Source organism: Marinobacter halotolerans (genome assembly GCF_008795985.1).
Taxonomy (GTDB): Bacteria; Pseudomonadota; Gammaproteobacteria; order Pseudomonadales; family Oleiphilaceae; genus Marinobacter; species Marinobacter halotolerans.
In genome coordinates this window covers 585,644-609,552 of the sequence record NZ_VMHP01000001.1, presented here as the reverse complement: position 1 = coordinate 609,552, position 23,909 = coordinate 585,644, and the positions used below count along the sequence as shown (strand labels likewise).

The window sequence follows — 23,909 nt, the reverse complement described above, 5'->3', positions numbered from 1 at the left end:
CAGTTTCAGCTATGGGTAATAGCGATCCCAGGATAGCGCGGGAACGGGATAGGGCCTGCGAGAGTTATCGGGAGTTGAAGGCGCCGTAGGTTATTTTCGGCTTGCAATTCTATTGGCAAATCAAGAATATTGCCGCCTCGCAACTTTCGTAGCAAAAGACGACGTGTCTAATTAAAGGAGTTTTTACACGTGACTGAAGTAGATAATAAAGTCTCAGATGATCAGGATGGCGGATTCTTGGCAAGTGTGTTTAATTTTATTTTTCTTTTCGTGTTGGTTTTCGTGCTTCTTTGGAATTGGGACGGCTTTTGGCAGACGGACATTGGCCCGCTTACCCGGGTTCAACAATCGGTTTTTCCTGTCAAGTATAACCAGGAACAGTTGAAGATCTCTCGGGTTCAAAACAACAATCAAGTTATTGAGGAAATGGAAGGTCGAGTAGATAGATACGAAGAAGCGATGGTCGAGGCGCAAAACGAAGCCAGTGAGGCGAAGGAGCAATTGGCTCAAGTTATCAATCATGAAACTGAAAAATGTCGATACTACGACACAGCTTTAAGGATGATCGATCTTTTGACTCGGAAGTACTCAGAGCACGAGCTTAAGCAGACCCTGAGCTGCACTAGTCCTGAATGTGAGGAGATTCTGGTTTCCAAACAACGAGCCTACGAAGTGTGCTCTTGACGAGGGGTAAGGCCAGCGAAAGTCAGAACCTGCATAAGGTAGCCCAGTAAGGGACATTCAGCGGCATTTTAGCCCCCTTTCTTGAATTTCGCTTTGCAATTGCCGCTCATACACATCGTGCAGTAGTGCTCCCGGTCCTCGTGTTTGGCGCCCTCTGCGATAAAGATGCCGCAGCCGTTACAGAGCAGGGTGGCGACGTCTCCTTCCATTTTTACGATGGCGTGTTCGTATTTCATGAGACAACCTTTTTCTTACGCCCGGTTCGACGGAGCTATCAAGCATTAATGTAGGCACACTACCGGTGCCCGGCTTTTATACACCTCTATTAATACGATAGGGGAGTCGGGTCAGACCGCTGGTAAGTAATCTGTTCTGACTCGCGGCCCGCTTGAAGGTTCAGCAACGCCGGTCCAGGATAGAGGTAACCAAGCCCGTCGGGGACACCCGGATAACAATCACATCAACAGGCCCTGATATGAATTTGGATAAAGCAAAGAAGCGTATCGTAAAGCAGGTCAAGAAGGGCTTTCATGGCTATCCGTTGGTGTCGCTCGAATACTTTGGTAAAGAGCCGGCTTTGGCCACCCAGGTTGTTATTTCATTTACCGGGGAAGAGAGCGAGGAGCCCCAGAAACAAACGTTTTTGAGTGGCGATGACGCTCGGGAAGATGAAACCATTCAGTCCGCCCTCGTGAAAATCATTGAGCGGGCGGATGCCAAAACGGTGACTGAGATCGACGGCACGTCAGCGCTCGATGGTTGAGGGTGGGTGAGACTTGCTGGACACGAGCCTGCACGACAGGCGACGGAAACGTTGCGCGGAGTGCCCGATACCTATCCTTTCGGGCTTTAAGGCGGTTACTTTAACGGGGGCTTGGCATTTGATGAATCCATGGGTCCTTTGTTGGACGCTGGTTTTTGGAAGTGTGCTGATCTGGTCCGGCATTGACCCTAAAGATCAACTGACCTGGCTCCTGGAGGTATCGCCCGGAATCGTCGGTGGTCTGATCCTGTTGGCCACGTATCGGCGATTCCCGCTTACCCCGTTGCTCTACACACTGATACTGGCCCACTGTGTGATTCTGTTTGTCGGCGGGCACTATACTTACGCCGAGGTACCGCTGTTTGATGGGTTGTTTGGCAGTGATCGGAACAACTACGACAAGCTGGGACATTTTTTCCAGGGGCTGGTGCCGGCGCTGATTGCCCGGGAAATTCTTTTGCGTCGCAAAGTGTTACACCGAGGTGGTTGGCTGGTGTTGTTTGTGGTTTCCGTTGCACTGGCCTTCAGTGCCTTCTACGAGCTAATCGAATGGTGGGTGGCGCTGATGTCGGATGAGGCTGCGGAGGCATTCCTCGGAACTCAGGGATATGTCTGGGACACACAGTCAGATATGTTCATGGCTTTGATCGGCGCTGCCTTTTCGGTGGTGTTTCTGTCCCGCTGGCACGACGCGCAACTGTCGTTGCTGGAGCAGGATTTCAAGCGGAGTTTGTAGGGTTGGCTTTTTTCACGTCGATGGGGCTCTCAGTCATCAGCTTTGCAGGTGCCCCACATAGGCGGCGGTGAAGGCCGCTTCCTGAAAGGCCTTCAAACCCGTGTCGGCAAACGCAACGGGCAGCGGGTTAGATGCCAGGGTGGACTTGATCAGCGCCGGTGGCAGGGTGGTTACTGTCAATTCGGTCCCGGTGATCAGTTGAATGGCCGCTTCCATCTTGAAGCTGATGGCTCCTCCGGCAAATTTGCCTTTGGGCATGCGCTCCTTGATCGCGACATGGGTGACGCCGTGCTCGGCCATTAACTCCGCAAAGGCTGCCTGGAATTGCTGCAGATCTTCCCGGCTATGGTTCTTCGGCAGTGACAGCTTGCGCACCTTGCACTCCGGCAGGTTGAACTGCCCCCTGTCCCTATTCAGCAAACACACCACTGCGTCGCTGCCAGTCAGTTCAACCCCGCAAATAACCATAGCCATCGTCCTTTGTACCTCGGCAGCACTTCTTGAATTCGGGTCCAGAGAATACAATACATGGCGTCGGTTTGTACGGAGCCCCCGGATGTTTAAGCCCAGTTGTTACAGTTGTCGGAAAAAGTTCGAGCCCGCTGAACTGAGGCTTTCTTACTCAAGAAACTACTGCGAGGATTGCGGCGTGGGGCTGTTTGGTGAGGACTACTTCGGTCTCCCCCGCAAACCCACCCCAACGACTCCGAAGTACCTGGCTGTCCATGTTGGTGTGCTTCTTTTCGGGGTTGCCTGCTTTTTGTTCTTTCTTTATTAACCTGCGCTGCCTCTGCGCAGCTTACAGGCAGGCCTGAACGTCGTCCCCACGGCCAATGTCACCCCCTTCAACCACCCGCGTCGTTATTCCACCATGGCCACGCATGGCGTTGTAGCCGCCGGGCCCAAGTGCGGTTTCCATTTTGCTGCAGGGGTGGCAAAGGCCGGTGTATTCCAGCACCACATTGCCGATTCGGAACTGCTTTCCTTTCAGAGCCAGCAGGTTAAGGCCAGACACGACGATGTTGCGCCGGAAAACCTCAGGGGCGATGGCGTCCCGGTTCAGGCAGGAGGCGATAGCGTGCAGGTGTTCTTGCTGGATCAGTGTTACCTGTCGTTTGCTGGTTTCGCGGCCTTTGAATCGGTCGCCATCCAGGCCTTTGCCGGGTGTGACCGCGACGCTGTCGAGCGCTTCCATGGCTTCACCACGGGCGGGGCGGATCCCGATCCATTCCACCCGGCCGGTTTGGGGGAGGGTGTCGAACAGGGTTTGTAGTGGGGTTTGTTCAGACATGGGTCAGTGCTCGCACGCAGCGTTGGAACAGTTCTGCCGAGAAGAACTGGTGTTCGCCTGCTTGCTCCGCTACAAATAGCTGGCCACCGGAACCGTGTATGCCGCCTTCGATCATCAGGTTGTCTCGCATCTCAAAGTCCTCAACGATATGGCCCAGCTCATCCACTTCCGTGGCGCCGGCCCGTTCCCGATAGTAACGGTTGTCGAGGGTAAACCCGAAGGCGGGTTTGCCCTGCCCGGTCATATAGCCCACCTCAAAAACGGTGCCCGGGTCTGCGCTGATGCCGCGGAAGGGGGTCAGGTTGGCGATGATGGCATCACAGCTGTCCATCAGGTCGCGGTTGGCACGATAGATCCGGTGTCCGCGCCTGAGTTTCGCCTCGCGGTCTGAAAATTCCAGCTCTGTGTCGAGTGGGTCTATGCCCTCGAACCCGTGCTCCTGAAGCAGTCGCTTTTTTTCGGCGACGATGGCCTGGTGTTCCCTTGCGGGAAAGAAGACTTCCGGGCCGGCGAGGTAGATGCGTTCTGGTTTGTTCATGGATGCTCTCGTAAATCCATATGCCTACCTGTTACGGCGCCGCGAAATCAAAACTTGCCCCGAAGGCGTCAAGCGGTCCGGTCGCATCATCTGACATGAAATAGATGATCTGGTACACGCTGGCTTCAATGTCGTTGTCCAGTTGGTAACCGATCGATGTGAATTCCCCGCCGGCCAATTCGCCATCGCTGGTGAATTCAGCATCTAAGTAAGGCGAGTCCGGGAACTGGACTGGCTCGTTGCCGTTATTTGGGTCGAGATACCGGATAACGATTCCGTCAATGTTAAATGGCCGGTTGGACAGGTTTCTGAGCAGCATCGCGAAGGCGCTGCCTGTTTTCAATGTGCCAGCTTCATAGTTTGCCTGGCTCAGGCCGGCGACGATCAGGCCGCTTCTCAAGTCCGGCGTGCTCAACACGCCCGAGTTTCTGCTCAAGTCTCCAAGCGTTGCCGATAAACCAATCACGCCTTCATAGCCGGAGGTGAGGGTATAACCGGCCACGCCATCGGAGGTGGACAGGTTGACGGAGGTTTCTGTTTCGCCTTCAGCGATGGTCAGGTTGACCTCTGTACCATCGGCGATGCTGCCGCCTGGAAGCGCCGGGATCACGGCGATGCTGATCTGTGAAGCGTCCGTGCCGGTGCTAAGAATAATATTTGGTTGCGGCGTTACGGTAAGCGCTGCGGGGAGGTTCGGGTCCTGCGTTACGGTGATGGGCAGGTTATTCGATTGAACGCCGTTTAACGAGGCGGTTATCTGGGCATTGCCCACGGATAGGGCGTTGATCTGCCCCTTGCTGCCCGCCGTGTTATCCACAGAGGCAACCGATACCGCGTTGCTCGACCAGTTCACCTGGCCGGTCACGTCCTGGCTCGAAGCGTCAGTGTAGGTCGCCTGGGCACTGGCCTGAACGCTGGTATTCACGTTCAGGCTGTTTTCAGGGCTGGTGATCAGCAGGCTGCTCAGTACCGCGTCAGTGACGGTGAAGGTTTCCTGCCCGGTGACGCTCTCAAAGGTTGCGGTAATGTTTGTCTGACCCGGACTCTGTCCGGTGATTGCGCCAACACTATTTACGCTGTTGCTGACGGTTAACACGCTAATGTCGCCGCTTTCCCAGGTGACCTGGTCGGTTATATCCTGCCTGGAGCCATCAGAATACAGGCCCCGTGCAATCAGTTGCAGGCCGGTTCCATCGGCCAGAGTGGTACTGGCAGATTCGATAGTGAGGTCGGAAAGCGTGGCATCGGTCACGCGAATATTGGCCAGGCTGGTAATGCCATTTAGTTCAGCGGTTACCAGTGCCTCACCCTGGCTCAGGGTTTTAATTGTGCCGTTTGCGGCTGAAGACAGGTCGATCAGGCCGGAACGGTTGCTGTTCCAGTTGATGAGAGACGTGATATCAAGGCGCGTACCGTCTGAATACTGCCCGAAAGCGCGAATTGTGGCATCGCTTCCTTTCGCTACCGTCTGATTGACGGGGTTGAGCTCGATACTACTTAACTGCGCGTCAGTCACCGTTAAGGCCGTGCTCTTCTGCACGCCCCCAACACCGCAGACACCGTGGTGCTGCCAGGCGACAGGGAGTCGGCCCTGCCTTTCGCCGTGTCCGAATTGCCAATCACCGCAGCGTCCTGATTGGAGGAAAACCAGGTGACTGCCGCGCTGAGATCCTGAACGCTGCCATCGGAGTATGTGCCCTGAGCCACGTATTGCTGGGACCGTCCCAACGGTAGCGTCTTGTTGACGGGCGTCAGGGACAGGAAAGCCAGTTCAGCGCTGGTGACAGTCACGGGTAAATCGACCTGCGTGCCGGCCAGGCTGGCTGTTAACGTGGCACTGCCTTCCAGCAACGCGGTCACAAGGGAGTCATCAGAAACGGTGGCGATGCTTTCTGCTGAGCTTGACCAGCTGATCTGGTCACTGACGTTCTGATTGCTGTTATCAGAAAAGAGGCCGGTTACGGTCACGCGTTGCGAGGTGCCTTTTGCCAGAGCCAGGGTTGCCGGTGTGGATTGCAGGCTTTGCAGGGTGGCCGGGCTGACGGTAAAAGATAGTGATCCGCTCAGACCTTCTTTGGTCGCCGTGACGGTAATGGAACCTGCCTGCTGGCCGGTAAGCAGGCCGGTGGAAACGTCAATTGACGCCCTGGTCTGATCGGATACAGACCACACAACCTGGTCCGTTAGATTCTGTTGCGTGCCATCCGAATAAAGACCTGATGCCAGGAATCGGGTACTTAGTCCGGCGGGAACCTGTGAGACAGCTGAGCTAACCGAGATGGACTGCAGGGTAGCGGGGGACACCGTTACCGGAATACTCTTGCTGATCGAACCGCTGGTGGCGACGACCTCGGTACCGCCGGCTGAGTTGGCGGTGACAACACCGGAATCTGACACCGAAGCCGTGGCCTCATTCGTGGAAGACCAGGCCACTTGACCATCGAGCGTTCGGGATGTGTTGTCGGAGTAAATTCCGGCTGCACTCAGCGTTTGAGAGGAGTTGATGGCCAGGGTAACGGAACCGGGTGAGATCGAGACATCGGTCAGGGACACCGGATTGTCAGCAGACGCTTCATTTCCCCCGCCTCCGCCGCCACCACAACCTGCCAATAAAGCCGAAAATACAAAACAGGCCAGGAATAGGAGGGAGTGCTTGATGGCGTTCATAGGGGGTAGAACTGCGTTGCGCTGAGTAGCGCTCAGTTTAGCGCTTATTAAACGATATCCCCGTGTTTTTTCGTAAACTTGCGTGATTCATTGCGGAGACTCTGATCAGGATGCACCATGGGCACTCGTCTTTTGCGGAGCCCCAGATGATCAAGCCCAGCGGTTACCGTTGTTGGAGAAAGTTCAAGCCCTTTGCATTTCTGGCTGTATTCCTTGCCCTGCCCGGCGTCTCGCTGGGCAGCACCAAACTGAGCTTCGCGTATAGCGAAGCGTCAGAGCCTTACAGTTCGTCGATTGACGAGAGGGCTGTCGGGCTGTTTCCGGATCTGGTGAAACTGGCATTCAGCTTTATTCCCGAGTACACCACGGCAAGTGTGGTGCTGCCATGGGCGAGGGCGCAATACAACGTCAGGCTGGGCCTCCAGGATGGTCTTTTAACCTACCCGTCCGAGGAGCGACAGGACTACGCCATCTTTTCAGCGAAGCCGCTCTTCACACAGGACTTCGGGAATCTGGTGTACTCGGCTGACAACCCGAACGTAGAGCTTATCGAATCGGCGACCAGCTTTGCGGACTTGTCCGGTCTGACGGTGATTGTCGAGAAGGGCTCCAAGTGGGAAGAAGACAATATCCCCGCCTATTTGGAGCGTGTGCCCGGCCAGAATAGGGTCGCGATGATGCATTTCCTCATGCTGCGCGGTGCCGGGGATTTTCTGGTGCAGCCCGAGGTAGACGCCCGGTTCATTGCCCAACAACTTGGCTATTCAAAACAGCTGAAAGTTCGCAAGGTCGATTTTATTCCGAACTCTTCGGTCCCCTTTCACATAGGCGTTTCGCGAAAACTTCCGTATGCCAAAGAGCTGATCGATCAGGTTGACGCGGTCATACAGAATCCCGAATTCCAGTCACAGGCGGCCACGCTCATCGAAAACTACCGATAACACAGCTAAAAGCGGGACAACCCGGAAATGAAGGCACTTTAAGTTTTCGGGACCGTCAGATTACATTCCGGAAAACCACGGTTAGTGCCTATGGCCTAGACTCAGTGAGTGGGCCATCTTGGAATGAGAGGGGTGCAATATCCCCGCAATCCGAAAACCTGATGGAGTGAAACAGATGATGAACAGGATTCCTGCTTTTCTTGCGATAGCAACCCTGGGCACAGTTTCTGCGACCGCAGCGGCGGATATGTATAAAACTGGCGGTGGTAGCCTTTATGCCGGGGGCAACTACACTTTTGTTAATATTGATGACGGTAACGCTGATGCCGATCTGGGCACACTCTCAGCGAAGATTGGGGGTCAGGTAACCCCTTTGATAGGCCTTGAGGCCCGTGCGGGTTTTGGTGTTGCCGATGAGAATTTGGGTCTTGGCACGGACCTGTCGGTGAACAGCTTTTATGGCGGTTACGCCACCCTCAGTGCGGTCAACGAGTCCCCGGTGACGCCTTACGGTATTATCGGGTTTACTCGTTATGAACTGGAGCTGGATGGCCCCGGCGGATCAGCTACGGACGATGACTCCGATCTTTCATACGGTGCAGGCGTGAAAATAGCGCTTTCCGAGGAGTTATCGGGGAATGTCGAGTACATGCGTTATATCGACACAGACGACGCCACCGTGGACGGTATTGGCCTGGGCCTGACCCTTCACTTCTGAACATAGTGGCGCTGGGGGCTGGGTAACCAGCCCCGTTGGGAGGCACAGTTATGCCAACAGTAGGATGGATCGCTTTGCTCGCCGCCCTTGCCCTTATGCTGGGTGGGCTATTCATGTTGCGTGATAGCGGAAAAATGCCAATATCTAAGGAAAAGAAGAAAAAGATCGAGGCACGAAAGGCCGAAATTGAAGCCGAGGAGAGCGCGGAGGACAGGGAAACTTGGTAAACCGGAGAACAAGTCCCGCAGCCTTTTTGCGTGGCTTTCTGCAGGAGCCGCGTCAGGTGGGTTCTGTTGTCCCCAGTTCCCGATTCCTGGAGCAACGCATTGTTGATGCGGCTAACCTGTCTGCTGCCCGGCGCGTTGTTGAGCTGGGGCCGGGCACCGGTGGTACAACTCGGGCGTTTTTGCAGCACCTTGCTCCGGATGCGCAACTGCTTACGATCGAATTGAGTCCCTTTTTTCATGAACTGCTCGGTGAGATTGCCGACCCCCGCTTGACCAACCATTTGGGCAGTGCCGAGGATCTGGCCGACATTCTGGCGCTTCATGATATGGAGACGCCGGATGTGGTGATCTCCGGCATTCCCTTTTCAAAGATGCCTGAAGACGTTGCTACCAGGGTGTCGCAGGCGGTGAATGATAGCCTGGCCAAAAACGGGCGTTTCGTTGCCTACCAGCTCCGCCGGGATGTGGCCGCTATTACCGATCCGATTATGGGGCCGCCTGCCAGCTGTGAGCTGGAGTTACGGAACATTCCGCCGATGCGGGTTTTCAGCTGGCTGAAACCGGAGCGTTGATCAAAGGCTGGCGTTGCTCACTCACTGTTTTGTCTTTTCAAAGCGCCTTCTTCATACCAGTCCACTGCACCCAAGATCCCTTCAACCAACTTAACACCCGCAAAACGCAGTAAATTTCCCGGCGGCAAAGGAATCGCCTTGCGGTTCACAATCCAGAATCTGGTGAGGTTGGTGTCCTTCCCGAGAACCAGGTCGGCTATCAGCTTTCCATTCAGTTGGGTTAACGATACACCATGGCCGATACACCCAGTGGAGTAGATGATGTTGCTGTCACCGATAAAGCCGATCTCGGGCGTCATATCGACATTGGCTGAGACACATCCGCCCCATTGATAGTGGATGTTGATATCGGCAAGGGTGGGGAACATCCATTTCAGGTGTTTCTCCAGGTCGCCCCATACCTTGTCGTTTTTCCACAGATCCATGTTCTTCTGGTTGTATTCAACGCCGATGCTGCCCCCGCCCATGGTGATCCGGCCGCATGCTGTGATGCGCATGTAATGGACCAGCTGGCGGTTGTCCTCGATGGAAACCCTGCCTTCCCAGTTGATGCTTTTCCATTGTTCCGGGGTGAGAGGGTCGGTGACGATCTGGTAGGTCCATACCGGCGCCTGCACGTTGGCAACCCCGGGGGAGGTCTTCAGGTTGTGGGTCCAGGCATTGGTTGCGATGACCAGCTTTTCAGCCCTGATAGTGGCGTCAGCGGTCTGTATCACGATTGAGCCGTTTTGCCTGGATATGCCAGTGACCTTGGTGTTCTCGTAGATATCTGCGCCTTCCCGCTCGGCCAGACTTTTTAGTGAGCGTACGTGCTTGCAGGGGTCGAGGATGCCGGTTTCCGGTTCAAAGATGGCACCTTTGATATGGGGGCAATTCACCCGGTCTTGTGCTTCTTCAGCGTTCAGGTACTCAAAGCTGCCGGGTTCGGTAATATCAAAGAGCAGCTTGTAGGTTTTCTTTAATCGGCGGACCTGCTTGTCGGTGTAGGCGATTCTCAGCATGCCGGTGTGTTCGTAGTCCGAGTCCAGATTCTCGGATTCGATCAGGTCTTTTACATACTGAACGGCTTGTTGCATATAAGCCTGGGCTTCGCGGGTTTTCTCCTTTCCCCAACGTAGCATCGTCACTTCTGGCTCAATGCCAAACAGCGTCATGTTGAAGCCGCCGTTCCGGCCGGACGCACCGAAGCCGATGTCGTTGGCATCAAGCACCATCACTCGCCTGGTGTTGTCGTCCTTGCGGATTTCCCGTGCGCAGGTTAACCCCGTGTAGCCCGCGCCGATGATCAGTACGTCGGTTTCATAGGTGCCAGGGGGAAGGGCAGCGTTCGCGGAATAGTCGCCGTATTTGTGTTGCCAGAAGGAGTGGTTGTTGATCATCGCTTTGTTCAAGTCCGGCATCCGCCTGCTCCCGTATTTGTACTGTTAGCGCCCATCACTGCAGTCCTTGCGGCTGCTGAGTATAATGGCACATCGATTATCTAAGGAGGAAAACGCAATGAGCTGGGAAGGCAAAACCGCACCGGATTTCACGCTGCAGGACCAGGACAACAAAACACATGCCCTGTCGGATTATCAGGGACAGAAAGTATTGCTCTACTTTTACCCGCGGGACAGCACTCCAGGCTGCACTATCGAAGCTCAGCAATTTCGGGACCGTCTGGACGAGCTCGGCAGTTATGGCGTGCAAGTACTGGGTGTGAGCCGGGATACGGTCAAGTCGCACGAAAAGTTCGCCCGGAAAGAGTCGCTGAACTTCCCGATTCTGGCGGACGCGGACGAAGTGGTGGTCAACCAGTACGAAGTGCTCAAGCAGAAAAATATGTATGGTAAACAGGTGATGTCTGTTAACCGGGAATCATTCCTGATTGATGAAAAGGGTGTGATTGTGCGCCACTACGCCAAGGTTAAACCCGCAGAGCACGTCCAGGAAATACTGGATGATCTGAAATAACCATTGATGATTTTTTGAAGAGAGCCCTATGCCAATCGAAAAGAACCAGGTTGTCCTGTTCCATTACAGTGTGCGTGATGAACAGGGCAACGAAGTTGAAAACTCCCGTGGCGGCGAGCCGAATGCCTACCTGCATGGCCACGGCGGTATTATCAAAGGGCTGGAAGAAGCCCTGGAAGGCCAGGAGGCCGGCGATACCTTCAGCGTTACCGTGACGCCGGACAAGGCCTACGGGCCCCGCAAGGACGATGCGATTCAACGCGTGCCAATCAAGCATCTGATGGGCGCCAAACGCTGGAAGCCCGGCATGATTGCCCAGGTGAAAACCGAGCAGGGTCCGCGCCATGTGATGGTTGCCAAGGTCGGCCACAAGTTCGCCGATATCGACACCAACCACCCAATGGCTGGCAAAACGCTGACTTTCGATATTGAAGTTATCGACGTTCGCGATGCCGATGCTGAAGAGCTAGCTCATGGGCATGCCCACGGGCCGGGTGGGCATCATTAGTTGATGCGCATTCGGGTAACGCACCAGCGAGTCACCATTATTCTGCAGCTGATCCTGGTGGGTGAGGCGGTTCTGGCTGTTGTGAGCCAGAACTGGTTTACCGCCTTTCTGACGTCGATGATCATCGCTATCACGTTTTTTCCGATGCTGTTCGAGCGGCGTTTCCGCATTCACATCCCGCCGGAGTTGCAGTTGGCGGCCATCGGGTTCGTATTTGCGTCCCTGTTTCTTGGCGAAATCCGCGACTATTACACCCGCTTCTGGTGGTGGGATATCGCGCTGCACACCACGTCCGGGTTTCTGTTGGGCATTCTCGGCTTTCTGTTGGTGCACATCATGAACGAGACCGAGAAGATCCATGTGCATATGAAGCCCGGCTTTGTCTCGTTTTTCGCCTTCATGTTTGCGCTAGGCGTTGGCGCACTGTGGGAAATATTCGAGTTTACGATGGATGGGGTCTTCGGCATGAATATGCAGAAGCCCATGCTTGGTGACCCGTCCGGTCTGACGGATACCATGTGGGACCTGATCGTGGATGCAACCGGAGCACTGGTGATTTCCGTGTTGGGCTGGCGCTATCTGAAGAACCCGGACCAGCGTTCGTTTCTGGAACGCTGGATCGATGCTTTTATCGAACGAAATCCAAGGTTCTTCAAAAAATGACCGGTTACCCCCTCAAGCGGAGACGAGCAGGTCGGAATTGATCTCGCTGATTGATTTGGCGCCTGTCAGCACCATGGCGACCCGCATTTCTTTCTCGATCAATTCCAGAAGGTTTCGGACTCCAGCCTCGCCGTCGACGGCCAGGGCGTAGATGAAGGCGCGGCCGATCAAGGTGCAGTCGGCGCCCAGCGCCAGCATGCGCACAACATCCAGACCGGTACGGATGCCCGAATCCACCAGAATTTTCAGATCGCCTTTGACCGCATCGGCAATAGCCGGTAGCGCCCGGGCACTGGAGGGAACGCCGTCAAGCTGACGACCGCCGTGGTTGGACACGACAATGCCATCTGCGCCGAAGCGCACGGCATCCTTGGCATCCTCTGCATCCAGAATGCCTTTGATGATCATCGGGCCATCCCAGAATTCGCGAATCCACTCCAGGTCTTTCCACGAGATGGACGGGTCAAAGTTGTTGCCCAGCCAGCCGATGTAGTCTTCCAGCCCGGTGCGGGTGCCACGATAGGCGGAGATGTTGCCCAGATCATGGGGCTTGCCGCGTAAGCCCACGTCGTAGGACCAGCGGGGATGGGTCATTGCCTGCATATAGCGGCGCATGGCGGCATTGGGACCGCTCATGCCGGAGTGCGCGTCCCGGTAGCGGGCGCCGGGTACCGGCATGTCGACGGTGAACACCAGGGTTTTGACGCCGGCGGCCTTGGCCCGTTCCAGGGCGTTCTTCATGAAGCCGCGATCCTTCAGCACATAGAGCTGGAACCACATGGGCCGGTTGATCGCGGGCGCGACCTCCTCAATCGGACAGACCGATACGGTGGACATGGTAAAGGGAATGCCCCGGCTCTCTGCCGCACGCGCTGCCTGGACTTCGCCACGACGGGCGCACATACCGGTCAGTCCGACAGGTGCCAAAGCCACCGGCATGCTCATGGTTTCGTCAAACAGCTTGGTTTCCAGATTCAGGTCTTCCATGTTGTTCAGAACCCGCTGGCGCAAGCCAATGTCGGCCAGATCCGCGACGTTGCGCTTGAGAGTGTGCTCAGCGTAGGCGCCGCCATCGACGTAATGGAACAGGAAGGGTGGCAGGCGGCGTTGAGCGGCAGCGCGGTAGTCGGTCGAGGCGGAAATAATCATCGCGGATTCCTCAAAAAATTTTGATTGCCCATAGTTGGACGGGTCGGCGTAAATTGGTAAGGCCAATTAACCGCTTTTGGTGGACTAGATTAAAAAAGCATCAATGCGGTGTCAAATACGAAAACAGGGTTTTTTGTAAATAAAAGGGTCTTTCCATTGATCGTAAGATAGCCAGTGTTTATTATTTTTGTAAATTGGTAAGACCAAAGGACGGGTAATGGAAATGGGGCACATTCGCCAGCACCGGCTCTCCGACGACATCGTAGAACAGTTGGAAACCATGATTCTGGAAGGCACTCTGCAGCCGGGTCAGCGTTTGCCAGCCGAGCGGGCCCTGGCGGAGCGGTTTGGCGTTTCGAGGCCGTCGGTGCGCGAGGCAGTACAAAAGCTGGCGGCCAGGGGGCTGTTGATCAGCCGTCAGGGTGGCGGTAATTACGTTAGTGAATCGCTGGGCTCAAGCTTTAGCGACCCTTTAATGAGTCTGCTCGAGAGCCGCCCCGAAGCCCAACGGGACCTGTTGGAGTTCCGGCATACGCTGGAAGCGGATTGCGCCTATTACGCCGCCCGGCGCGCCACGGAACTTGACCGTCAGCAACTGCAGGCTGCTTTTGACGAACTGCAGGCCTGCTATGCCCGGGAGGGCAAGGCAAGCCGCACCGAAGAAGGCGCCGCCGATGCGCGTTTTCATCTGGCCATTGCCCAGGCCAGCCACAACCTGGTGTTGCTGCATACCATCCGCGGCCTCTTCGACCTGCTCAAGCGCAGTGTGGTCACCAATATTGGCGGCATGTATGCGCTGCGCAGCGAGACCCGGCACACCCTCGTCGCGCAGCACCATGCACTCTTTGACGCCATTATGGACCGCCGTGCCGAGGATGCCCGGCGCATCGCTGGCGAGCATATCAAGTTTGTTCAGGACGTTCTGGACGAGCGCGAGGAAGAAATTCGCCGGCTGGCCCGGGCCCAGAGGCGGGAGCATCATTGAGAAGCGGAAGGGGCGTACCGATTTACGATGGCCGAAAAGGTACCGTCATCCAGCATCGACTGGAGCGCCTGGTCGAAATCGGCCACAAATTCTGAACTCACCGATGCTTTGGAGAAAACAAAGTACGCGGGTTTGTTTGAGACTACGAGTGAACTGGGAGCGATCCTGCCCGACAGACCCAGTTCCTTTATCTCGTAAAGGCCGGTCAGCTTGCTGGCAATCAGGCCGTCGAGCCGGTTGCGCGCCAGCATTCTCCACATCAACTCTCGGCGCGGGAGAAACTCGATGTTTTCGGCGTAGTCCGGGTTCTGGATCAGAGCACTGTATTCGTCGCTGTAAGACACACTAACCTGCGCCCCGAGCCTGAAATCTGATTCCAGCAGCGATCTCAGACCGTTGAAGTCGAAGTTGTCCGCCTCAGACTGCCGGATAAACAGAATATTGGGGGAGACCAGGCCAATCACCTCGGAATAGTGGGCATACTGCTCCCGCTCGGATGTGCGATAGGCACTGGACAGCATATCCACACGTCCCTCGCGTAGCTCCTGCAGCGCTCTTGCCCATGGCAGCTTCTTGAAGGAAAGGCTACAGCCAAGGCGCTCCATGGCCTCACGCCCAAGATCGGCATCGATGCCAATCACTTCGTCGTTCTGGTTCATGAAATAGGGCGGGTCATCGTCCCAACGTATGGTGATCTCGCAGCCACCAAAGCTTGGGGCAGCATAAAACAGAACAGACGAAAGGACCAAAACAGATCTGGCTAATGCCTGCTTAAATGAGCAGGTGGACAAAAAACCGAAGAACGGCAACTCGATACGCTTTCCTTTATACATCTTCGCTGCCGCGTTTTAAGGTACTTCTCACTAATATAAACTAATCCGTTCCGCTAGCAAAACCACCTACTAAATTTGCCTTGCACGCATTATTTTTCCAGAACCTTCGGCCAGTTGGCGTTCGCTTTCTGAATGAACTCCTCTGGATTTTGTAGCCATGTGTCCTGCACCGACTGGTTGTAGTTCAAGTAAAGCTTTCCCTGCTTGATGCTCCAATGCTTCGGGTCGCCTTTGGCGAGGTAGCCCTGACTGACCGCCCAGGCGCAATAACCGCCGTAGACCGGTGCGTAGCGGCCCGGATCATCTTTAAAGCGCGCGAGGTTTTCGGCGCTTGCAAATCGCCAGGTTGCACCCTGGTATTGTGTCGTGAAATCAGCAGAGCCTTTGATGGGCTCTTCTGCTTCAAAATAACTCACGGTGTCGTATCCGCCTGCGCCGGTATTACTGAGAAAACCGGTGTAAACGGATGGTTCTGAGGCCATTGCGCTGGCTGTTGTTAGGAGTGCAGCAGTGACGAATGCCAGGACCCGTTGCATGTTCTTCCCCTGATTCGTGAAGGTGTCACCTATTAAGACATGCTTTCTGGCGATTTGTTGCAGAAATACATCCGCAAACACCGAATATCAAGTTCAGCAAACAACCATCATCTGAACTACACTTTCTGATGAACCTACCACGGACTAGGGAGGCTCTTGATATGGCTTACCCACCAAACGTCGTTCTATTTGATGTCCTTGAAACACTGATTGACCTTGATCCGCTGGCGGTGCGACTGGAAGAAGTCGGTCAGCCAGCGCACATTCTTGAACCCTGGTTCCTGCGCTTTCAACGCGATGCCATGGCACTGACTCTTGCCGGCGACCCGGCGCCCTTCGAAGCAGTTGCACGGGAATCCCTCCGCACGGAAACGAAGCTCGCTCTCACTGAGTGGGATATTGATTATGTGGTTGAAGGTTTTGCCACATTGCCCACGTTCGACGATGCCGTGCCGGCGTTGAAGAAGCTTTCTGAGGCGGGTGTGTCCGTTGGGTGTCTGACTGTCAACAGCCCTGAGAAAACACGTAGTTTCCTTGAAGGTGCGGGGCTTTACGGGTTTGTAGACCGGATCGTCACTGCGCAGGACGCAGGGGTCTGGAAACCCCACCCGGATATTTACCGTTTTGCCGCAAAGCACCTGGATACACCGATTGAGCGCCTGGCGCTGGTTGCCGTACATGCCTGGGATTGCCATGGAGCTAAACGGGCCGGAGCGCTTGCGGGGTGGTGCGCGCGCCTGGAATGCGAGCCTGGCGACGTGTTCCTCTCCGCCGATGTGACGGGCGGTGATCTTGTTGAGGTTGCAGACAAATTGATGTCGCTGCACTAGCAGTCTGTGGCTTCGGCATAGTCTATAATGCCGGTCCTGTTTTTTTCTCTTTTCTGTCAGGACGAGTCGCAATGCCGAAAGCCAGTGAAATCAAGAAGAATCAGCCCGTCGAGTACGACGGTCGGGTGTATTTTGTGCGGGACATAGAGCGCTCTGTGCCCCAGGGCAGGGCGGGTGGCAGCCTGTATCGAATGCGTATGTACGACGTGGTCAGCGGCGCCAAACTGGACGAGACCTTCAAGGACTCGGACATGCTGAACCTCGCGGACCTTGTGCGCCGGCCGGCGGTTTTTTCCTATTCCGACGGCGAAGAGTATGTCTTTATGGATTCCGAGGACTATACCCAGTACGCACTCAACCGAGAGGCCATCGCCGACGAGCTCCTGTTCATTGATGAGCAGACCCAGGGCCTGGTGGTGATTCTTGTTAAGGAAGCGCCCGTCGCCCTGGAGTTGCCTCCCACTGTTGACCTGGATATCACGGAGACGGATCCGTCGGTAAAGGGCGGTTCGGCAACCGCGCGCACCAAACCAGCGACCATGTCCACCGGACTGGTGGTGCAGGTGCCGGAGCATATATCCAGCGGTGATCGCATCAAGATTAATGTCGATGAGCGGAGATTCCTGAGCCGGGCATAATGAATGATGTTTTTACGCTGCGGCCTTACCAACAGGAAGCCGTTGACGCTACGCTGAGCCATTTTCGCAAATCGGAAGAATCCGCTGTTATTGTGCTGCCAACCGGCGCCGGGAAAAGCCTGGTCATTGCCGAGTTGGCGCGCCTTGCCCGACGCCGGATTCTGGTGCTCACCCACGTAAAGGAACTGGTGGAGCAGAACCACGCCAAGTACGAAAGCTATGGGTTAACGGGTGGCATCTTCTCCGCCGGACTGAAGCGGAAGGACAGCCGGCATCAGGTGACCTTCGCCAGTGTGCAGTCGGTTTCGTCGAACCTGGATCAGTTCCGGAATGAATACTCGCTGGTCATCATCGATGAGTGCCACCGGGTCAGCGGTGATGAAACCAGCCAGTACCAGAGAATCATCGAGCGGCTAAGACAGCAGAATGATTCCCTGAAAGTACTGGGCCTGACCGCCACCCCCTATCGTCTGGCCATGGGCTGGATCTATCGCTATCACTACCGGGGCTTTGTCCGCGGCTCTGATGACGAGCAGGACAAGCCTTTCCGGCACTGTATTTATGAATTGCCGCTGAGCTACATGATCAACCGGGGGTATCTCACCCGGCCTGAGCTGGTGAACGCGGCCGTCGCGCAATACGATTTCTCTGCGCTGCCAAAGGATCGTTTTGGCGAATACGCCGAGAACGACGTCAACCAGCTGCTGAGCAAACACAAGCGTGTGACCCGTGCCATCATTGATCAGGTGATGGAGCTGGCGGATGACCGCAAAGGGGTCATGATCTTTGCAGCAACAGTGGAGCATGCAAAGGAGATCACCGGCTATCTGCCGGAACATGAAACCGCTCTGGTGACCGGCGCGACCGACCTGAGAGATCGGGACCTGCTGATTCAACGCTTCAAGCGGCGGGAGCTGAAGTATCTGGTGAACGTGTCTGTTCTCACCACAGGCTTTGATGCGCCCCATGTGGACTTTATAGCGATTCTTCGGCCTACCCAGTCAGTGAGCCTGTACCAGCAGATAGTGGGTCGTGGTCTGCGCCTGGACGAGGGCAAACAGGATTGCCTGGTCATTGATTATGCGGGCAACCAGGTGAATCTGCACCATCCGGAAGTCGGGGAGCCCAAACCGAATCCCGACAGCAAACCGGTTCAGGTATTCTGCCCGGGCTGTGGGTTTGCCAATATCTTCTGGGGCAAAACCGACGATGAGGGCCGCGTGATTGAGCATTATGGTCGACGTTGTCAGGGATTGCTGGAGCCTGCGGAAGGCGATGGTCCTGCCGGGCACAACGGGCGTGCCCAACAGTGTGATTACCGGTTCCGTTTCAAGGAATGCCCGCACTGCGGTGCCGAGAATGATATCGCTGCCCGCAACTGCCATCAGTGCCATAAAGCCATTATCGACCCGGACGATCAGCTAAGGGATGCCCTGAAACTCAAGGACGCCATGGTGATCCGCTGTGCCGGGATTACGCTGAAGGATACAGACAGTAAACTGAGAATCACCTATCACGGTGAGGATGGGGAAGAGCTCAGCGAGTCGTTCGATTTCAGCAAGCCCGGCCAGCGTAACGTTTTCAACAAACTGTTCGGGCGTCGTTTTGCCAATAGCCAGGCGCCGAAAGCGTTCAGCAGGGCGGGTGAAGTGATTGAGAGTCAGTCGTTCCTGTCGGCACCGGATTTTGTGATTGCGCGAAAGCAAAAGCATTTTTGGCAGGTGCAGGAGCGGATTTTTGATTATCGGGGGCAGTTTCGAAGGGCCAATGGCGCCTAACCTATCTGCCTGAACGTTGCCTATTGCAGCACGGAGGCATAGATTGGAAGGTCTCAGCGGATGACACAGGCTATCCCATGAAGCCGCTCTTTTTGATTGGCATTTACCTCGCCGCTGTCACGCTGCCACTGATCCTGTCTGTGCTGCTCGGCGGGCCTCCCCGGCAGTTCCACCAGGAGTTGGCGTCCGCGCTTGGCATTCTTGCCTTCGCTATGATCCTCATGGAATTCATTCTTTCCGGTCGTTTCAGGGCCACCTCGAATGGCGTGGGACTGGACAAGACCATGCGCATGCATCAGATCATGGCCCGCGTGGCGCTGGTATTTGCGTTGCTTCACCCACTGCTTTACCAGGGCACACCATCAGGTGGTCCGCGCCCGTGGGATCCAGACCGCCAATTAACCCTTACAACCGACTTTTCCGCGCTGTCTACGGGGATTCTGGCCTATCTTCTTCTGGCGGCCCTTGCTGTTATGGCAATCGGGCGCAACCAGTTGGACTACAAATACGAAACCTGGCGCCTGCTGCATGGCGTCCTGGCCTTGCTCATCGCGGTTCTGCTGCTGCACCACACCGTGACGGCGGGGCGCTACGGGGCGCACCCCGTTATGACATGGGTGTGGCTGCTTATGACTGGCGTCGCTGTGGGATCATTGCTGGTCGTTTACCTCGTGGTTCCTTTTTGGCAGAAAGCACGTCCCTGGCGAGTAAGCTCTGTCGTTCGATTAACACCGGCACAGTGGGAGTTGATCATAGAGCCACAGGGTCATTCTGGCCTTGAATACCGGGCAGGACAGTTCGTCTGGCTGAATGTCGGGCATAGCCCATTCGCACTGAAAGAAAACCCGTTCTCTATGTCCTCGGCGCCGGCAGGTGGGGCGAACATCTCTTTCATGATTAAAGAGCTTGGCGATTTCACACGAACCATCGGTCAGATAAAAAATGGAACCACGGCTTATGTCGACGGCCCTTATGGCAATCTTTGTATTGATAATCGTGCCGAGCCGGGGGTTGCTCTTATCGCAGGCGGAGTTGGCCTTGCGCCATTGCTGGGCATACTTCGGCAAATGCGCCTGACCGGTGATCCGCGCAGGGTGAAGCTAATCTATGGAAACCGCGCTTTCGATCAGATTGCCTATCACGAGGAGTTGCGTCAGACGGACGTAACCTATGTGTTATCGGAGCCGCCAGAAGGCTGGGAGGGAGAGACAGGCTTTATCGACGCAGCGCTATTGGATCGGGTTTTTGCAGAGCGGGAGTTTCGCGAATGGGTCTTTGTTATCTGCGGGCCTGTGATCATGATGGATATCGTTGAAAAACATTTGGCCACAAAAGGTACGCCATCCCATCGCATCCTGTCGGAACGCTTCAGCTACGACTGACTTTTGAAACCCGCAGTCACGCCTGCACAGCATTCTTCGCGCAGGAAGCCAATCAGGTGCTCAACGATTCCCATGTTGAAAGGGCTGGTTGCTGGGTATGCTACTTTCCTGTTTTTCTGGCTATTGAGAATCGCGAAGGTGTCGCCTGAGCTCACAGCTGACAGAACTGATGACCGGCATCTGGAACAGCTAAGGTCGGGCCCGGAGTAGAGTAATGCGATCCGAACACTTTGTGCGGTTGTCCATCCTGGTCTAACGTTTCTATTGAGGTGCCGGAGCTTTCCAAAGCCGGTTGCAGTCATCTCACCTGAACCCATCGGGATAATCAGAGAGGGATTGCCATGAAATGTAAAATGTTACCCGTTACTCTTGCGAGTCTTCTCTTCGCGGGAATTGGATCAGCCGTCGCCGACTCCCATGGCATGACCGCTATGCAGCTGGCCGAAGAAAAAAAGTGCACGGCTTGCCATGCTGTAAACGAGAGTGACGGCATGTCGGTAGTGCCAGCTTTCAAGAGTATTGCGCAGAGATACCCGATGGAGGAATTCGATCGGCTGGTTCAGGTTGTTCTGACCGGCGGGCAGGATCATTGGGGACATACGGAGATGCCGGATATGGGAGTTCGTTCTGACGTCAGCCCTGCAGACGCTGAAAAGCTCGTCAATTGGATTCTGGAGATGGATGAGTAAAGCGGGCCTCGGCTTCCTCTGATAAACAGCAGGAAAACCAGTTTGGTTTCTGCATCGTAGCTCGGGACAAGACACAGACTTATATGTTTCCAGCTCATACAATTGTATGCGGTTGGAGCATGGCCGTTGAAAGGAGGAAATCTATGTCAAGTCCCGAGCATAAGCAGAAAATCTGGGATCTTATCAAAAATATCAAGACCGGCATGTTGACGACGCGCCATGGAGAAGAGCTTCGGTCACGGCCGATGGTGCTGGTTCAGGATGAATACGATGGCAAGCTGTGGTTCTATACTGATCTGGACTCAGAGAAAGTCTTCGAGCTCGAGAGCGATAACGATGTGTGCGTTTCCTTCGCAGATCCAGAAGACCACGTTTATGTTTCGCTTACGGGCGTTGGTCGGGCCGTTCAGGACAAATCACTGATCGATAAATACTGGAATCCCTTCGTTGCGGCCTGGTTCCCCGAGGGTAAGGATGCTCCCAACGTGGGCATGGTGGAAATCAAGGTCGAGAAAGGCGAACACTGGAACAGCGACAGCAGCAAAATGGTCAAGAGCGTAAAAACTGCAGCTGCCAAGATTAAAGGCGAACAGCCAGACCTTGGCGAGCATGAAAAATTCGGCGTGGATAAATAAACGTCCAGTCCGAATAAAGGCTCTGGCTCGCGGGGCCACCAACACATGGAAAAGTCATGCTCTGGATTATTCTTGCCGTTATCCTGTTCATCATTGCCGCAACCATGCTCCTGTTCAGGCTTGAGGATCTGTCCCACCTAGACCGGAGCGACTACCCGGTAAAGGACGCAACACCAAGCGAGCAGAACCGTGAAGTGCTTGGCAAGATCCGAGAGCTTGGAAGGGCCTCCCGTGGTCTGCGTGGCAAGGCTCGTTTGACGGCCCTTCGCAAGCATATGGATAGCCTCAGCGATGGGGCTGATTTGAGCTGTGAATTCCGCCACTGTGATTCGCCCCGCGGCGAATGGGTGATCGCGCCGGGCGGTGATAGCCGCCGTCGGGTACTCTATATTCATGGCGGCGCCTGGGCAGCTGGCAGCCCTCGAAGCCATAGGGCAATTACTGACCGCCTGGCACAGGTAACCGGCGGTGCTTTGTTCGCGGTGGATTATAGGCTGATGCCCGAAAACCGATTTATGGCTGGCGTCCAAGACTGCCGGAAAGCCTATACCTGGCTTCTGGAACACGGTCCGGATGGGGAAGAGCCTGCTGATTTTATGGTGGTCGCCGGGGATTCGGCTGGAGGGAGTCATACCCTCGCGCTGATAGCCTGGGTGCGGGATCACGGACTGCGTCAGGCCGACGCCGCCATCGCTTTTTCCCCGTCCACCGACCTGACCCTGACTGCCCCGAGCAATCGCGGCAATATTGGTACCGACCCCTTGCTTGGCCCCGCGTTCGGTGGCCTGTCGAGAATCCCCCTGCCAGTCATCTGGTGGGCAACCATGGCGGCCTTTCGGGTTTCACCCACCAACCCTGTTGCCTCCCCACTGCGCGGCAACCTGCAAGGTCTGCCGCCGACTCTGATTCAGGCCAGCGATAGCGAGATGCTGCTGGACAATGCCCGGCGCTATGCGGCCAGGGCCGAAGCGGCGGGATCTCCGGTTACCCTGCATACCTGGCAAGGCATGGTGCATGTCTGGCAGATATTTGTGCCACTGCTCCCGGAAGCGGAAGAAGCCTTCGACGACATCAAGGAATTTCTGGACCGACTGGAATCGGAAGCTCCTGCAGCGCCCAAAGGGATATCGAGCAGCTAGGCGCTAACCCGATGAGTTGTTCAGTGATTGGGGTCGCTATCGGCGGACGACGAAGTCGATCTCCACCAGAGCCCCTACCGCAAGGGCGGTGACCCCAATGCAGGTTCGTGACGGCAGGCTCTCCGTCGGGAAATAGGCGCTGTAGACCTTGTTCATGAATTCGAAGTCCCGCTCGAATTCCGTCAGAAAAATCCGCACATTGGCCACATCCACCAGGCTCAGACTGAGACCTTCAAGCACGAGTATCAGATTATCCATGACCCGACGGGTCTGGGCCTCGATGCCCTCAGGCAGCGAGGCATCCGGATCGTTCGGGTCGGTGGGCATCTGGCCGGTCAGAAAGACCCAGCCATCTATTTCCGTGGCGTGGCAGAACGGGCCAACAGGTGTTGGAGCCTGAGAAATCATGTGGAACAGGGGCGCGGTCATAGGGTTGGCTCAGGTGTTCTAGCGTAAAGGGGAGTCTGGTGATTATCTGCCCTATTATAGGCTAGCGCAGCGGGAAGCGTTTGATGACGCGATACACAGAACCCGTTGGGCCTGGCGTGCTTTCAAACAGGGCGAACTCCGTTACCGGGAAATTCCCGAAAGCCAGCTCTCCCTGGTCGGCCAGCACCGCTTTCACGGAGCCTGCTTCACGTTTGAAACGGGCCAGGGTTATATGGGGGCGAAAAGCCCGGTTCTCTGCTGCAAACCCCAGCTTCTCCATCCGTTCCTGAATTGACGCCTGCAGTGCAGCCAGTGGCGCGACTGGCTGCACGTTCGCCCACAGGGCACGAGGCTTGCGGGGATGGCCGAAACAGCCGAGGCCAGTGGCCTGCACAGAGAAGGGTTCGAGCTGAATGCTCCTGGCAGACTCGCATATGGAGCCGAGGCGTTCTTCTTCCACACTGCCCAGAAACAGGAGCGTAATGTGCAATTGCTCGGCACTCTGCCACTTGGCGCCCGAGACGGATGACCGGATCTTCAGCAGGCGGTCTTTGATCTCAGGCGGAATTTGCAGTCCGAAGAAAACTCGTGGCATAGAGGGCATTTTTGTCAAAGGCGTAATAGG

General features: G+C 55.6%; 30 protein-coding genes. 18 read left to right on the top strand and 12 right to left on the bottom strand.

All coding sequences use genetic code 11. From position 1 onward, the window contains the following. Positions 1 to 189: 189 nt before the first annotated feature. Positions 190 to 684, top strand: a complete 495-nt coding sequence (locus FPL19_RS02855; protein ID WP_150910422.1) for a hypothetical protein — start codon at positions 190 to 192, stop codon at positions 682 to 684. Between the two features lie 68 nt (positions 685 to 752). Here the strand turns inward: FPL19_RS02855 and FPL19_RS17510 are convergent, their stop codons facing one another. Further along, a complete protein-coding gene (locus FPL19_RS17510; protein WP_191965206.1) occupies positions 753 to 920 on the bottom strand; it encodes a hypothetical protein in 168 nt (55 codons plus the stop codon). A gap of 239 nt (positions 921 to 1,159) precedes the next feature. Between FPL19_RS17510 and FPL19_RS02850 the strand changes: the two genes are divergently transcribed. Next, the gene (locus FPL19_RS02850; RefSeq protein WP_150910420.1) at positions 1,160 to 1,447 is read left to right on the top strand and encodes a hypothetical protein; all 288 of its coding nucleotides are present in this window, start codon (positions 1,160 to 1,162) and stop codon (positions 1,445 to 1,447) included. 121 nt (positions 1,448 to 1,568) lie between these two features. After that, the gene (locus FPL19_RS02845; protein WP_150910418.1) at positions 1,569 to 2,183 is read left to right on the top strand and encodes a DUF2238 domain-containing protein; all 615 of its coding nucleotides are present in this window, start codon (positions 1,569 to 1,571) and stop codon (positions 2,181 to 2,183) included. Positions 2,184 to 2,219: 36 nt separating this feature from the next. On the opposite strand, the gene FPL19_RS02840 is transcribed toward FPL19_RS02845, so the two are convergent. From FPL19_RS02840 to FPL19_RS02815, 5 genes are all read right to left on the bottom strand, one after another. Next, positions 2,220 to 2,651 carry a DUF3010 family protein gene (locus tag FPL19_RS02840; RefSeq protein WP_150912372.1) on the bottom strand — a complete coding sequence of 144 codons (432 nt, stop codon included), beginning with the start codon at positions 2,649 to 2,651 and terminating at the stop codon, positions 2,220 to 2,222. Between the two features lie 331 nt (positions 2,652 to 2,982). Further along, the gene (locus FPL19_RS02830) at positions 2,983 to 3,474 is read right to left on the bottom strand and encodes an MOSC domain-containing protein (protein ID WP_150910414.1); all 492 of its coding nucleotides are present in this window, start codon (positions 3,472 to 3,474) and stop codon (positions 2,983 to 2,985) included. Continuing rightward, positions 3,467 to 4,012, bottom strand: a complete 546-nt coding sequence (locus FPL19_RS02825; RefSeq protein WP_150910412.1) for a nucleoside 2-deoxyribosyltransferase — start codon at positions 4,010 to 4,012, stop codon at positions 3,467 to 3,469. The genes FPL19_RS02830 and FPL19_RS02825 overlap by 8 nt, the downstream gene beginning before the upstream one ends. A gap of 31 nt (positions 4,013 to 4,043) precedes the next feature. Further along, complete coding sequence (locus FPL19_RS02820; protein WP_150910410.1) at positions 4,044 to 5,552, bottom strand: Ig-like domain-containing protein; 1,509 nt, start codon at positions 5,550 to 5,552, stop codon at positions 4,044 to 4,046. Further along, entirely contained in the window at positions 5,531 to 6,679 is a 1,149-nt protein-coding gene (locus tag FPL19_RS02815; protein WP_150910408.1) for an Ig-like domain-containing protein, read from the bottom strand. Before FPL19_RS02815 ends, FPL19_RS02820 begins: the two co-directional genes overlap by 22 nt. A 146-nt stretch (positions 6,680 to 6,825) precedes the next feature. Here FPL19_RS02815 and FPL19_RS02810 point away from each other — a divergent pair, with 146 nt between their 5' ends. The 4 genes from FPL19_RS02810 to FPL19_RS02795 all read left to right on the top strand — a co-directional run bounded on the left by FPL19_RS02810 (position 6,826) and on the right by FPL19_RS02795 (position 9,137). Beyond that, a complete protein-coding gene (locus FPL19_RS02810; RefSeq protein WP_150910406.1) occupies positions 6,826 to 7,620 on the top strand; it encodes a substrate-binding periplasmic protein in 795 nt (264 codons plus the stop codon). 175 nt (positions 7,621 to 7,795) lie between these two features. Next, entirely contained in the window at positions 7,796 to 8,338 is a 543-nt protein-coding gene (locus FPL19_RS02805) for a porin family protein (RefSeq protein ID WP_225314268.1), read from the top strand. A 50-nt stretch (positions 8,339 to 8,388) separates the two neighbouring features. Then, complete coding sequence (locus FPL19_RS02800; RefSeq protein ID WP_150910404.1) at positions 8,389 to 8,565, top strand: DUF2897 family protein; 177 nt, start codon at positions 8,389 to 8,391, stop codon at positions 8,563 to 8,565. Positions 8,566 to 8,621: 56 nt separating this feature from the next. After that, positions 8,622 to 9,137: a class I SAM-dependent methyltransferase gene (locus FPL19_RS02795; protein WP_225314267.1), complete on the top strand. Its 516-nt coding sequence runs from the start codon at positions 8,622 to 8,624 to the stop codon at positions 9,135 to 9,137. A 17-nt stretch (positions 9,138 to 9,154) separates the two neighbouring features. On the opposite strand, the gene FPL19_RS02790 is transcribed toward FPL19_RS02795, so the two are convergent. Next, entirely contained in the window at positions 9,155 to 10,537 is a 1,383-nt protein-coding gene (locus tag FPL19_RS02790) for an NAD(P)/FAD-dependent oxidoreductase (RefSeq protein ID WP_150910400.1), read from the bottom strand. Between the two features lie 97 nt (positions 10,538 to 10,634). Here FPL19_RS02790 and bcp point away from each other — a divergent pair, with 97 nt between their 5' ends. Genes bcp through FPL19_RS02775 form a run of 3 tightly spaced genes read left to right on the top strand, consistent with a single transcriptional unit; the run spans position 10,635 to position 12,261 of the window. After that, positions 10,635 to 11,090: a thioredoxin-dependent thiol peroxidase gene (bcp, locus tag FPL19_RS02785; protein WP_191965205.1), complete on the top strand. Its 456-nt coding sequence runs from the start codon at positions 10,635 to 10,637 to the stop codon at positions 11,088 to 11,090. A 28-nt stretch (positions 11,091 to 11,118) separates the two neighbouring features. After that, positions 11,119 to 11,598 (top strand): FKBP-type peptidyl-prolyl cis-trans isomerase, encoded by a 480-nt coding sequence (locus tag FPL19_RS02780; protein WP_150910396.1) that lies wholly within the window; start codon positions 11,119 to 11,121, stop codon positions 11,596 to 11,598. 3 nt (positions 11,599 to 11,601) lie between these two features. Continuing rightward, positions 11,602 to 12,261 carry a hypothetical protein gene (locus tag FPL19_RS02775; protein WP_150910394.1) on the top strand — a complete coding sequence of 220 codons (660 nt, stop codon included), beginning with the start codon at positions 11,602 to 11,604 and terminating at the stop codon, positions 12,259 to 12,261. Between the two features lie 12 nt (positions 12,262 to 12,273). On the opposite strand, the gene lldD is transcribed toward FPL19_RS02775, so the two are convergent. Further along, positions 12,274 to 13,410 carry an FMN-dependent L-lactate dehydrogenase LldD gene (gene lldD / locus FPL19_RS02770; RefSeq protein WP_150910392.1) on the bottom strand — a complete coding sequence of 379 codons (1,137 nt, stop codon included), beginning with the start codon at positions 13,408 to 13,410 and terminating at the stop codon, positions 12,274 to 12,276. A gap of 217 nt (positions 13,411 to 13,627) precedes the next feature. Here lldD and FPL19_RS02765 point away from each other — a divergent pair, with 217 nt between their 5' ends. Continuing rightward, on the top strand, positions 13,628 to 14,395 hold the full coding sequence (locus FPL19_RS02765) for a GntR family transcriptional regulator (protein ID WP_150910390.1): 768 nt from the start codon (positions 13,628 to 13,630) through the stop codon (positions 14,393 to 14,395). On the opposite strand, the gene FPL19_RS02760 is transcribed toward FPL19_RS02765, so the two are convergent. Both FPL19_RS02760 and FPL19_RS02755 read right to left on the bottom strand, forming a co-directional pair. Next, positions 14,389 to 15,144 (bottom strand): substrate-binding periplasmic protein, encoded by a 756-nt coding sequence (locus FPL19_RS02760; protein ID WP_191965204.1) that lies wholly within the window; start codon positions 15,142 to 15,144, stop codon positions 14,389 to 14,391. The two genes, FPL19_RS02765 and FPL19_RS02760, sit on opposite strands and share 7 nt — an antisense overlap. Before the next feature lie 173 nt (positions 15,145 to 15,317). Further along, the gene (locus FPL19_RS02755; protein WP_150910386.1) at positions 15,318 to 15,764 is read right to left on the bottom strand and encodes a YHS domain-containing (seleno)protein; all 447 of its coding nucleotides are present in this window, start codon (positions 15,762 to 15,764) and stop codon (positions 15,318 to 15,320) included. A 161-nt stretch (positions 15,765 to 15,925) separates the two neighbouring features. Here FPL19_RS02755 and FPL19_RS02750 point away from each other — a divergent pair, with 161 nt between their 5' ends. From FPL19_RS02750 to FPL19_RS02720, 7 genes are all read left to right on the top strand, one after another. Beyond that, the gene (locus tag FPL19_RS02750; RefSeq protein WP_150910384.1) at positions 15,926 to 16,594 is read left to right on the top strand and encodes an HAD family hydrolase; all 669 of its coding nucleotides are present in this window, start codon (positions 15,926 to 15,928) and stop codon (positions 16,592 to 16,594) included. A gap of 71 nt (positions 16,595 to 16,665) precedes the next feature. After that, positions 16,666 to 17,232, top strand: a complete 567-nt coding sequence (gene efpL, locus FPL19_RS02745; protein WP_150910382.1) for an elongation factor P-like protein EfpL — start codon at positions 16,666 to 16,668, stop codon at positions 17,230 to 17,232. Next, positions 17,232 to 19,010: a DEAD/DEAH box helicase gene (locus tag FPL19_RS02740; RefSeq protein WP_150910380.1), complete on the top strand. Its 1,779-nt coding sequence runs from the start codon at positions 17,232 to 17,234 to the stop codon at positions 19,008 to 19,010. Before efpL ends, FPL19_RS02740 begins: the two co-directional genes overlap by 1 nt. Before the next feature lie 77 nt (positions 19,011 to 19,087). Continuing rightward, complete coding sequence (locus tag FPL19_RS02735) at positions 19,088 to 20,392, top strand: ferredoxin reductase family protein (RefSeq protein WP_150910378.1); 1,305 nt, start codon at positions 19,088 to 19,090, stop codon at positions 20,390 to 20,392. Between the two features lie 341 nt (positions 20,393 to 20,733). Then, positions 20,734 to 21,081, top strand: a complete 348-nt coding sequence (locus FPL19_RS17825) for a c-type cytochrome (protein WP_150910376.1) — start codon at positions 20,734 to 20,736, stop codon at positions 21,079 to 21,081. 143 nt (positions 21,082 to 21,224) lie between these two features. Continuing rightward, on the top strand, positions 21,225 to 21,716 hold the full coding sequence (locus tag FPL19_RS02725; RefSeq protein ID WP_150910374.1) for a pyridoxamine 5'-phosphate oxidase family protein: 492 nt from the start codon (positions 21,225 to 21,227) through the stop codon (positions 21,714 to 21,716). 56 nt (positions 21,717 to 21,772) lie between these two features. Continuing rightward, positions 21,773 to 22,855 (top strand): alpha/beta hydrolase, encoded by a 1,083-nt coding sequence (locus FPL19_RS02720; RefSeq protein ID WP_150910372.1) that lies wholly within the window; start codon positions 21,773 to 21,775, stop codon positions 22,853 to 22,855. A gap of 36 nt (positions 22,856 to 22,891) precedes the next feature. Here the strand turns inward: FPL19_RS02720 and FPL19_RS02715 are convergent, their stop codons facing one another. After that, entirely contained in the window at positions 22,892 to 23,284 is a 393-nt protein-coding gene (locus FPL19_RS02715) for a RidA family protein (RefSeq protein WP_225314266.1), read from the bottom strand. Between the two features lie 61 nt (positions 23,285 to 23,345). Further along, the gene (gene thpR, locus FPL19_RS02710) at positions 23,346 to 23,879 is read right to left on the bottom strand and encodes an RNA 2',3'-cyclic phosphodiesterase (protein WP_150910370.1); all 534 of its coding nucleotides are present in this window, start codon (positions 23,877 to 23,879) and stop codon (positions 23,346 to 23,348) included. Positions 23,880 to 23,909 lie beyond the last annotated feature (30 nt).

What these genes read in the sequence shown, in the direction of transcription:
- FPL19_RS02740 (WP_150910380.1), top strand. Translation starts at nt 17,232, where the DNA reads ATGAATGATGTTTTTACGCTGCGGCCTTACCAACAGGAAGCCGTTGAC.
- FPL19_RS17510 (WP_191965206.1), bottom strand. Translation starts at nt 920, where the DNA reads ATGAAATACGAACACGCCATCGTAAAAATGGAAGGAGACGTCGCCACC.
- FPL19_RS02800 (WP_150910404.1), top strand. Translation starts at nt 8,389, where the DNA reads ATGCCAACAGTAGGATGGATCGCTTTGCTCGCCGCCCTTGCCCTTATG.
- FPL19_RS17825 (WP_150910376.1), top strand. Translation starts at nt 20,734, where the DNA reads ATGAAATGTAAAATGTTACCCGTTACTCTTGCGAGTCTTCTCTTCGCG.
- FPL19_RS02765 (WP_150910390.1), top strand. Translation starts at nt 13,628, where the DNA reads ATGGAAATGGGGCACATTCGCCAGCACCGGCTCTCCGACGACATCGTA.
- FPL19_RS02790 (WP_150910400.1), bottom strand. Translation starts at nt 10,537, where the DNA reads ATGCCGGACTTGAACAAAGCGATGATCAACAACCACTCCTTCTGGCAA.
- FPL19_RS02830 (WP_150910414.1), bottom strand. Translation starts at nt 3,474, where the DNA reads ATGTCTGAACAAACCCCACTACAAACCCTGTTCGACACCCTCCCCCAA.
- FPL19_RS02775 (WP_150910394.1), top strand. Translation starts at nt 11,602, where the DNA reads ATGCGCATTCGGGTAACGCACCAGCGAGTCACCATTATTCTGCAGCTG.
- FPL19_RS02780 (WP_150910396.1), top strand. Translation starts at nt 11,119, where the DNA reads ATGCCAATCGAAAAGAACCAGGTTGTCCTGTTCCATTACAGTGTGCGT.
- bcp (WP_191965205.1), top strand. Translation starts at nt 10,635, where the DNA reads ATGAGCTGGGAAGGCAAAACCGCACCGGATTTCACGCTGCAGGACCAG.
- FPL19_RS02755 (WP_150910386.1), bottom strand. Translation starts at nt 15,764, where the DNA reads ATGCAACGGGTCCTGGCATTCGTCACTGCTGCACTCCTAACAACAGCC.
- efpL (WP_150910382.1), top strand. Translation starts at nt 16,666, where the DNA reads ATGCCGAAAGCCAGTGAAATCAAGAAGAATCAGCCCGTCGAGTACGAC.
- FPL19_RS02815 (WP_150910408.1), bottom strand. Translation starts at nt 6,679, where the DNA reads ATGAACGCCATCAAGCACTCCCTCCTATTCCTGGCCTGTTTTGTATTT.
- FPL19_RS02725 (WP_150910374.1), top strand. Translation starts at nt 21,225, where the DNA reads ATGTCAAGTCCCGAGCATAAGCAGAAAATCTGGGATCTTATCAAAAAT.
- FPL19_RS02805 (WP_225314268.1), top strand. Translation starts at nt 7,796, where the DNA reads ATGATGAACAGGATTCCTGCTTTTCTTGCGATAGCAACCCTGGGCACA.
- FPL19_RS02735 (WP_150910378.1), top strand. Translation starts at nt 19,088, where the DNA reads ATGAAGCCGCTCTTTTTGATTGGCATTTACCTCGCCGCTGTCACGCTG.
- FPL19_RS02750 (WP_150910384.1), top strand. Translation starts at nt 15,926, where the DNA reads ATGGCTTACCCACCAAACGTCGTTCTATTTGATGTCCTTGAAACACTG.
- FPL19_RS02715 (WP_225314266.1), bottom strand. Translation starts at nt 23,284, where the DNA reads ATGACCGCGCCCCTGTTCCACATGATTTCTCAGGCTCCAACACCTGTT.
- lldD (WP_150910392.1), bottom strand. Translation starts at nt 13,410, where the DNA reads ATGATTATTTCCGCCTCGACCGACTACCGCGCTGCCGCTCAACGCCGC.
- FPL19_RS02810 (WP_150910406.1), top strand. Translation starts at nt 6,826, where the DNA reads ATGATCAAGCCCAGCGGTTACCGTTGTTGGAGAAAGTTCAAGCCCTTT.
- thpR (WP_150910370.1), bottom strand. Translation starts at nt 23,879, where the DNA reads ATGCCACGAGTTTTCTTCGGACTGCAAATTCCGCCTGAGATCAAAGAC.
- FPL19_RS02850 (WP_150910420.1), top strand. Translation starts at nt 1,160, where the DNA reads ATGAATTTGGATAAAGCAAAGAAGCGTATCGTAAAGCAGGTCAAGAAG.
- FPL19_RS02840 (WP_150912372.1), bottom strand. Translation starts at nt 2,651, where the DNA reads ATGGTTATTTGCGGGGTTGAACTGACTGGCAGCGACGCAGTGGTGTGT.
- FPL19_RS02845 (WP_150910418.1), top strand. Translation starts at nt 1,569, where the DNA reads ATGAATCCATGGGTCCTTTGTTGGACGCTGGTTTTTGGAAGTGTGCTG.
- FPL19_RS02720 (WP_150910372.1), top strand. Translation starts at nt 21,773, where the DNA reads ATGCTCTGGATTATTCTTGCCGTTATCCTGTTCATCATTGCCGCAACC.
- FPL19_RS02825 (WP_150910412.1), bottom strand. Translation starts at nt 4,012, where the DNA reads ATGAACAAACCAGAACGCATCTACCTCGCCGGCCCGGAAGTCTTCTTT.